A 7,542-nucleotide genomic window follows, 5' to 3' on the forward strand; every position below is an offset into this window, starting at 1 on the left:
CAGGGCTCCGACCGGCCCGGCTGCGCGCTCCGCAGCGCCGCCGGGCCGGTCGGAGCCCTGGGTGGGCCGCCCGTCGCCCGGGGCACGGCCCTTGCCGGGCGGCCCCGCGAAGGCCTGGGCGATGTCCAGCCACCGCTCCGCGTCCGGTCCTTCCGCCCGCACCGCCAGATCCGCACGATGCGCGCGCTGGGTGACCAGCAGGCAGAAGTCCAGCGCGGGCCCGGTGACCCGCTGGGGCGCGTCCTCGGGCCCGTACGTCCACAGCTCCCCGTCCGGGGCGCGGAGTTCGACCCGGAACTCCTCGGCGGGCGGCTCAAGACCGCGCACCGCGTACGCGAAGCCCCGCGCCCGTACGCCGATCCGGGCCACATGCCGCAGCCGGGTGGTGGGCGCGCGGCGCACGCCCAGCGCGTCGGCGACGTCCTGCCCGTGCGCCCAGGTCTCCATCAGCCGGGCGGTGGCCATGGAGGCGACGCTCATCGACGGTCCGTACCACGGCAGCCGCGCCCCGGCGGGCTGCCCGGCCAGTACGCGCCGCAACTGCTCCCGCCCCTCCCGCCAGCGCCGCAGCAACTCCGCGGGCGGCTGTGCCGCGCCGGCCTCGGCGGCCTCGTCCACGAACGTGTCCGGCTCGGCGGCGGCCTTCCGCACCTCGGCCGCGAACCCCGCCGGGTCCGTGGCCGCCTGCGCGGCCCGCTCGTCGGTCCAGGCGAGATGGGCGATCTGATGCGCGATCGTCCAGCCCGCGGCGGGCGTCGGCGCGGCCCACGCCTCCTCCGCGAGCCCGGCCACCAGGCCGTCCAACTCCTCGCCCTCGGCCAGCAGATCGCCGAGCACGACCTCCGTATCGGACACGCTGCGCTCCCGTCGTGTGGGGTCCCTGTCGTGCGTCCCGGGAAGGGAGCGTGGCAGTGCGCCAAGAAACAATCAAGCGCGCTTGCATGATTCAGGCATCGTCGGCGTGCGCCCCAGGGATAGGCCCGCCCACATGGCTGAGTAGCTACAAGTGACCACGGTGGCAGAGACCCGCGACGACGCCGTGAAGCTGTCCCAGCCGGTCGTGGCGGCCCGCCGCGCCGCCAGGGCGGAGGGCTACCTGCGCTGGATCAGCAGGACCACTCGACAGGACGCAGCGGACTGATCCATCAGACCCCGGCCCGTTCCAGCGCGTCGGCCGTCGCCGGTAACTCGCGATGGGCACCCGCTAGCGGCCACATATAGGACTCGGCCAGCGGAACGGTACGGCGTCACGCCTTTGGGGTGAACGAACTCCCCTGCACCGCCGGTAATTCCCCTAGACTGTGCGGCGTCCCCGTCGCAATCGAGAGTTCACTCAAAAATACGACGCGAGGATCAAACGTACCCCGCGAATGGATTGACCTCACATGGCTCAGATCTCTCGCCAAGGCAGCAGGATCGCACGCATCAAGAATCCCACGGCTCCGAAACTGCCGCCCTCTCTCCGTACAGCAGAGGAGAGAGACACCCTGGAAGACGATGCGATCATCAAGGGGGTCAGATACGAAAGCACGCATTTCGTGGGCCTGGAGGCAGAAGCCGTCGAATTCGAGTCGTGCATGTTCGAGAACTCACGCTTCACCGGAACTGAACTACGCAGAAGCCAGTTCAGCGACTCGGCCTTCAACACCTGTGACTTCTCTCAGGTGACCGCACACGACGTGTCCCTGATTCGCTGCACGATCAACGGAAGCCGCATCACTGGCTCGTCATGGAAGTCGGGAACATTCCGCGATGTGCGCATCGAAGGGTGTATCAGCGCTCCCGCGATGTACCGATACATGAAGCTCTACAGTGTCGTGTTCACCGACTGCAAGATGACGGGGGCCGACTTTCAGTCGGCATCAATGCACAATGTGTGTTTCGACAACTGCGACTTGACCGGGGCGCAGTTTTCCAACGCCCAAATGGGAACCGTCCGATTCGAGAACTGTACGCTCAACAATGTTGGCGGAGCGGCGAGCCTCAAGGGCGCAACCGTGCAAGGCCCAGGGTCGATGGAACTGGCCTTGAGCCTGGCACGAGAGGCGGGAATCCTCTTCGAGGACTACTAAGCCGTGTCAGGCGTACGCGCTCGGCCTGTAGCCCGCGTAGTCCATGCCGGAGATCGCACGGGCCGCGTGGGCGAAGTCGATGTGCTCGGCGAAGTCGCACAGTTCGTCGAGCAGCATCTGACCGTACTGGGTGAACATCCGGCGCTGCTTCTTCAAATCCTCGCAGGCGTCCCGCAGCGACTCGGTGTAGAGGTCTACCAGAGTCGTCACACCACGGCGGTCCTGCATGAACATCAGCGGGACCGTCACGATCGCGGCGTGGAATGCCTTGTCCAGCGGTCGGCGCTGGCCGATCTTGACAGCGGACAGTGCGCGGAGTTCCTCGGCTTCGAGTGCGTTGGACGGAAGGGTGAAGGTCCCGTACACCTTGTCCGCCACGAAGAGGTTGAGGTGCATGTCTTCGTGGACCAGACACATCGCGTAGTCGAGGACGTCCCACTCGGCACCGGGGCTTATCACCACGACGCCGGGCATGTGGGAGGCGGAGCCACCGCCGTCCGCGCCGCTGTTGAGGACCACGAGGTCTGTGACCAATAGGTCGACCATGAGGCGGAGGTCGGGGCTGATCTCCTGGATGAGGTCCAGGGCCTCGGCGACCCTGTTGTCCCACTCCTGCCTGGTCGGCCCGTCCGACGGTCCGGCGCCTTTGAAGATGTTCGTGAAAATGCCGCTTCCGATGCAGTGCTTCGCCCACCTGCCGTCCTCGTAGGAGACGGAGATCCCCTTGCCCTCGACCGGCAAGGGGCGGAGGTGGGGCGTCGAGATGGCTGCCCTGTAAGCCGCGTGCAGACCGTCGGCGTCCGGGTACTCGTCGCTTACGGCGTGGATCAGTCGGGCCGTGTTCTCGTAGGCGTGGCCGATGTTCATGAAGTGCACGAGGGATCTCTCCTTCGATGATGACCGGGGGTGTGTGCCCGGGGCGGAAGACCACTCCGGGCACACGGGAGGCTCAGCGCATCAGCGCTTCAGCGGGTGGTCAGGAGGTCCAGCCGCCCATCATGCAGTTGTTGTCATCCTCCTGGGACCGCCGGACGGACGCCTTCACGCCAGCCGCCACGGCCTTCGGGTCCTCGGCGACGGCCGCCACGAGGCTGGCCAGCGCGGTACACGGCATGGCCTCTGTCTTGACCAGATTGATCTGACTCGAGCTCATAGTGCTTCTCCTTGTCGGAGTGGAGTGGTGCACTGCACTTGCTCACCCGACCCGTCCACCCAAAGTGGAGCCGAATGGCTGGCCGGGAGTCCGATGGGCTCGTCTACTCGCCGGAGACGAACGGGAGGATCGGGCGGAATATGAGGTGCTGTCGCCGCATGCGCCATGTCGTGTTGTCGGCGAAGATCAGGACCTTCCCTCGCGGTCCGACAGCCCGCATGTCGACGACCCTGCGATAGGCGCCGTCCAGATAGACGTGATCGTTGACGCGCACCCCGCTCGGAAGCTCCCTGATGGCGTAGAGCCCACTGGGGCGGGAGGGTCGGTGCTCGTGCTCACGCATGGCCGCCTCCCAAGACGGCCCGCTCGTGACCACGTCGGTCCACCGCGCGGAATCTGCACGTCACGACCTTCCCGGTACCGGTGATGGCCGTCTCCCAGTGCTCGGTCAGTTCCCCCACAAGGAGCAACCCCCTGCCGATCTCTGCGGAGGTGGAATGCCGACGAACCATTGGCGGCGTCATCACGGTGTCGCTGACCCTCACGATCAGCTGGCCTGCCTCGTGTTCGATCTCCAGATCGCAGACGCCCCCGGCGTGCTTGTGAACATTCGCCAGCAGCTCGGTCACCACCAGGACCGCGTCATCCGCGATCTCCTCAAGGCCCCAACTGCGGAGTTGCCGTATGACTGTGCGGCGGATGCTGCCCAGCTCAGACAGCTGGACAGTCAGGCTCATGTTCAACCTGCTCTGCGTATCAACACCCGCGACGGGGACCATGGCTCCTCCGCTCACCGACTGCTCGCGCTCCGGCGGCGTCGGGGCTTGGTGGACATGGGCTGGGCGGTCGTTCCTGGTACTCGCCAAGCCCTTGTGCCCGACGATCGTGGCAATATTTTCCCGTGCAGATCCACCGTCAGATTGGCGTCATTCTTGTGCTGCCGAGTGGCGGGTTTGGGCAGACTGCCGTCAGAGTCAGGTCAGAGTCGTTGAATTACCGCTGAGATCGTCAAGTTTCGGCGCTGCTGCCGTACCGTCGTGACAACGCGCTGGACACACGGCAAAGAGGTAACGATGGCCACGCTTCTTCGGGTTCTCATCGATCAGAAGGGCTGGAAGGACTACCCGACCTTCGCCCATCAGTACCGCTTGGCCGCTCAGAGCCTGGCTCAGGAAACTGGTGAATGTTCCCTGGCAACGCTGACGCTGTCTGAGAGCACGTTCGAACGCTGGTACCTCGGCAAAGTGAAGCCGCAGAACGACGCACGACGGGTGCTCGCGCACCTGTTTGGGCGGCCGATCACTGAGCTTCTTGCCGAGGCTCCGGCCTCAGACGAACTTGCGGCATCTTTAGGCCGTGAGCCCGGTGCCAGCGCGTCGATCACCGAACTCCGCGCCGACCCTGGCTCGGAACTGCACTGGATGGGAAGGCACGCAGCTATGGCCGCAAGGCGCGCGATCCGATTCGCCATGGGAGCGGAGCGGAACGAGGTAGGACAAGAGACCCTGAGCTACCTCCAGGACGAGGTTCGTCGAATTGCCGAGATATACATCCGTGTCCCCCTCGGAACCATCTTGCAGGACCTCGCCGACGTCCAGGACGAGACGTTCCGCCTCCTGGAGAGCGGCCACGCCAAGCCGTCACAGACCCGAGATCTGTACCTCCTCGCCGCGATCCAGTCCGGGATGCTCGCCAAGGCCAGCCACGACCTCGGGGACCCGCAGTCGGCAATGATGCAGGCTCGCACCGCCGCTGTATGCGCGGACCAAGCAGAACACCAGGGCATGAGCGCCTGGGTACGGGGGCTCCAGTCCTTGATCTCGTACTGGGCCGATCGTCCCGAAGACGCCCTTCACTACGCGCGTAAGGGGGCCTCGGTCGGAGAATGCCTGCGCGGCAGCGTGACCGTGTGGCTCGCGGGGTTGGAGGCGCGAGCGGCAGCGCTGGTGGGCGATGCGGAAACCGTACGCGTCGCTAATCGCCGTGCCGAGGAGTTGCGCGAGCACACCTCGCCCGACGACTTGGACGCTCTCGGAGGGAACTTCTTCTTCCCACAGATCAGGCAGGCGTACTACAGCGTCGAAGCATGCGTCCTACTCGGCAACAGCACCTCCCCGACCGACAGCGCGAGCCTCGTGCGGCGCGCGGAGGATGCAGCACGAGGCTTCAAGGACACCGGCGACCCACACTGGGCGTTCGGCGATCAGGCAGGCGTTCAGACAGATCTGGCCCTCGCCCGTCTCTACGCAGGAGATCTGAGCGGAGCCGCCGAAGCGGTCCGGCCAGTCCTCCAGCTCCCTCCCAGCCAGCGCAATGCCGGCATTATCGGCTCCGTCCAGCGGGTAAGGTCCTCCCTGGCACACGGGGCCATGCGGGAAGCCCTGACGGCGCGGGAGCTACGCGAGGAGATCGCGGCGTTCAGCAGTCGTCCCACACTCGCTCTGCCAAACTAGACGGCAGCGGTAAAGTCCCCCACATGCATCCGGTCAAGCGCGACGACGCACGGCTCAACCTCCGTGAATTGACCATTGACGACGTAGATCCAGTACAGGCCATCTACGGCAGCCCGGAAGCCACTGAGCATCTCAGCTTCACCCCGCGTTCGCGGGAGGAAGTCGGCGGCATCGTCGCGCGGTCCATCGCCTCGGCGACCGCGAAACCCCGCGAGGAATACGCACTCGCCGTCGTTGAGCGCGATGGCGGCGAGCTCGTTGGATTCGCCCGCCTGGCACTCGACCCGCATCAGCAGCGCGCGGCGACCATCGGCTTCGCGCTGCGCCCCGATGCTTGGGGAGTGGGATACGGCCGGGAAACTGTGCGATTGCTGCTGTCTCTCGCTTTCGACGACCTGGATCTTCATCGAGTATGGGCGGCTCGCGCACCGCTGAACACCGCATCCGAGAAGACGTTGCTGGCCGCGGGAATGACCGAAGAAGGCCGCATCCGCGGGCACGTGTACGTCCGCGGTGCATGGCGTGACTCCATCGTCTACGGAATCCTCCGTGAAGAGTGGGCCCACAGCCGGGACTCATAGTTCCTACAGCACGGCCAGGCCCGCGCGTTCGCGCAGCCGCTGCCCGTCTTGCTCAGACGGGACCGCTGTCGGCCAAGGTCGGCTCACCAGCAATGGTGGCAGCGGTCACCACCCTGCCGCCCGTACTGCGGGCACGCCCGGCCAGCAGGGCGATCACCAGGGGCGGCAGGAGCAGCAGCCCGAAGGCCGCCCCGTAACCGGCCGTCGCGGAGGCGCCCATCGCCACGCAGGTGTTGAGCGCGGCGAAGGCGAGAGCCATCACCGTGACCTGGCCGAGGTTCTGGCTGGTCTGCATCGCGCTGCTGGTGTGGCCCAGCCGACCGGTCGGGCTGTGCGAGAGCGACAACACCGTGAGGGACGGGGCCAGCAGCCCCATGCCGGCGGCCGCGACGGGCATGGCGGAAGCGGCGAGGAGCACCGGCCCCCTGGTGAACGTCCCCACCACGGCGAGCCCGACCGCCACCGCCATCACCAACGCCCCTGCCCCGACCAGCAGATGCCGGGGCCGGTTCTCCAGCAGCCGCCCCTGCACCCACGAGGCGCCCGCCCACACCACGGCGGCGCCGGTGAAGGCCAGCCCGATCAACACCGCGGGCGCGCCCCGTTCATTGATCAGCATCAGGGGCACCAGCGCCTCGACCGTGAAGTACGTGCCCGACGACAGCCCGCGCAGCAACACCGTCGTCGGCAGCCCGCGCGCGGCGCTCCACGTGCCCGAGGGCAGCAGCCGCGGCGCGAACACCACCAGCAGCCCCAACCCCCCGGCCACGAACAGCAGATGGCGTACGTCCCAGCCCGACACCCCGTACTGCCCCAGCGCCGCGCCCAGGCTCACCGCCGCCGCGATCAGCAGCGGCGGGCGCGAGGCGTGACCGTCCGGCGCCGCCGCCCCCGGCAGGGCACGGCCGCGCAACACGACCACCAGCGCCAGCGCCGGCAGCAGGGTCGCCGCCGCAAGACCGAAGAACACCGCCCGCCAGGACCACCACTCCGACACCAGCCCGGCCAGCGGCGGACCCGCCAGCGAGGGGATGATCCAGCACGAACTCATCAGGGCCAAGGCACGCGGCCGCAGCCGTTCCGGATACGCCTGGCCGATGGCGGCGTCGACCGAAACCGCGACCATCCCGGCCGCCAGCCCGTCCAGAAAGCGCCCGGCGGCGAGTTGCCAGACGGAGGTGCTGGCCCCCGAGACCACCAAAGTGACGACCGTGAGCACCACCCCCGCCGCCAGCGGCCTGCGCGCCCCCGAACGGTCCGCCCAGTGCCGCTGGCGGCGGGGG

General features: G+C 67.4%; 10 protein-coding genes. 4 read left to right on the forward strand and 6 right to left on the reverse strand.

Annotated elements, in window-relative coordinates; all coding sequences use genetic code 11:
• Nucleotides 1–855, reverse strand: an 855-nt coding sequence (locus CCN51_RS27545) for a TIGR03084 family metal-binding protein (RefSeq protein ID WP_107426085.1), incomplete at its 3' end; no start/stop codon positions are given.
• 151 nt (nt 856–1,006) lie between these two features.
• Here CCN51_RS27545 and CCN51_RS59350 point away from each other — a divergent pair.
• Nucleotides 1,007–1,141, forward strand: a complete 135-nt coding sequence (locus CCN51_RS59350; protein ID WP_264349463.1) for a hypothetical protein — start codon at nt 1,007–1,009, stop codon at nt 1,139–1,141.
• A 244-nt stretch (nt 1,142–1,385) separates the two neighbouring features.
• Entirely contained in the window at nt 1,386–2,072 is a 687-nt protein-coding gene (locus CCN51_RS27550; protein WP_014177467.1) for a pentapeptide repeat-containing protein, read from the forward strand.
• A gap of 6 nt (nt 2,073–2,078) precedes the next feature.
• Here CCN51_RS27550 and CCN51_RS27555 read toward each other — a convergent pair whose 3' ends face one another.
• From CCN51_RS27555 to CCN51_RS27565, 4 genes are all read right to left on the reverse strand, one after another.
• Nucleotides 2,079–2,939 carry an aKG-HExxH-type peptide beta-hydroxylase gene (locus CCN51_RS27555; RefSeq protein ID WP_238545659.1) on the reverse strand — a complete coding sequence of 287 codons (861 nt, stop codon included), beginning with the start codon at nt 2,937–2,939 and terminating at the stop codon, nt 2,079–2,081.
• 109 nt (nt 2,940–3,048) lie between these two features.
• Nucleotides 3,049–3,225 (reverse strand): hypothetical protein, encoded by a 177-nt coding sequence (locus tag CCN51_RS55130; protein ID WP_014177469.1) that lies wholly within the window; start codon nt 3,223–3,225, stop codon nt 3,049–3,051.
• Nucleotides 3,226–3,328: 103 nt separating this feature from the next.
• Nucleotides 3,329–3,568, reverse strand: coding sequence for a hypothetical protein (locus CCN51_RS27560; protein ID WP_014177470.1), 240 nt, complete (start codon nt 3,566–3,568; stop codon nt 3,329–3,331).
• The gene (locus CCN51_RS27565) at nt 3,561–4,004 is read right to left on the reverse strand and encodes an ATP-binding protein (protein WP_014177471.1); all 444 of its coding nucleotides are present in this window, start codon (nt 4,002–4,004) and stop codon (nt 3,561–3,563) included. Before CCN51_RS27565 ends, CCN51_RS27560 begins: the two co-directional genes overlap by 8 nt.
• 294 nt (nt 4,005–4,298) lie before the next feature.
• Here CCN51_RS27565 and CCN51_RS27570 point away from each other — a divergent pair, with 294 nt between their 5' ends.
• Together CCN51_RS27570 and CCN51_RS27575 are read left to right on the forward strand one after the other, a co-directional pair.
• Entirely contained in the window at nt 4,299–5,678 is a 1,380-nt protein-coding gene (locus tag CCN51_RS27570; RefSeq protein WP_014177472.1) for an NsdA family TPR-like regulatory protein, read from the forward strand.
• 23 nt (nt 5,679–5,701) lie between these two features.
• Nucleotides 5,702–6,259 carry a GNAT family N-acetyltransferase gene (locus CCN51_RS27575; protein WP_014177473.1) on the forward strand — a complete coding sequence of 186 codons (558 nt, stop codon included), beginning with the start codon at nt 5,702–5,704 and terminating at the stop codon, nt 6,257–6,259.
• A 52-nt stretch (nt 6,260–6,311) separates the two neighbouring features.
• On the opposite strand, the gene CCN51_RS27580 is transcribed toward CCN51_RS27575, so the two are convergent.
• Nucleotides 6,312–7,542 (reverse strand): MFS transporter (locus tag CCN51_RS27580; protein ID WP_086860195.1); only part of this gene is annotated, 1,231 nt, incomplete at its 5' end.

This window comes from Streptomyces milbemycinicus (assembly GCF_002154605.1).
GTDB lineage: Bacteria > Actinomycetota > Actinomycetes > Streptomycetales > Streptomycetaceae > Streptomyces > Streptomyces milbemycinicus.

Coding starts and splice junctions, on each gene's coding strand:
- CCN51_RS27565 (WP_014177471.1), bottom strand. CDS start 4,004: ATGGTCCCCGTCGCGGGTGTTGATACGCAGAGCAGGTTGAACATGAGC.
- CCN51_RS55130 (WP_014177469.1), bottom strand. CDS start 3,225: ATGAGCTCGAGTCAGATCAATCTGGTCAAGACAGAGGCCATGCCGTGT.
- CCN51_RS27550 (WP_014177467.1), top strand. CDS start 1,386: ATGGCTCAGATCTCTCGCCAAGGCAGCAGGATCGCACGCATCAAGAAT.
- CCN51_RS27560 (WP_014177470.1), bottom strand. CDS start 3,568: ATGCGTGAGCACGAGCACCGACCCTCCCGCCCCAGTGGGCTCTACGCC.
- CCN51_RS27570 (WP_014177472.1), top strand. CDS start 4,299: ATGGCCACGCTTCTTCGGGTTCTCATCGATCAGAAGGGCTGGAAGGAC.
- CCN51_RS27575 (WP_014177473.1), top strand. CDS start 5,702: ATGCATCCGGTCAAGCGCGACGACGCACGGCTCAACCTCCGTGAATTG.
- CCN51_RS27555 (WP_238545659.1), bottom strand. CDS start 2,939: ATGAACATCGGCCACGCCTACGAGAACACGGCCCGACTGATCCACGCC.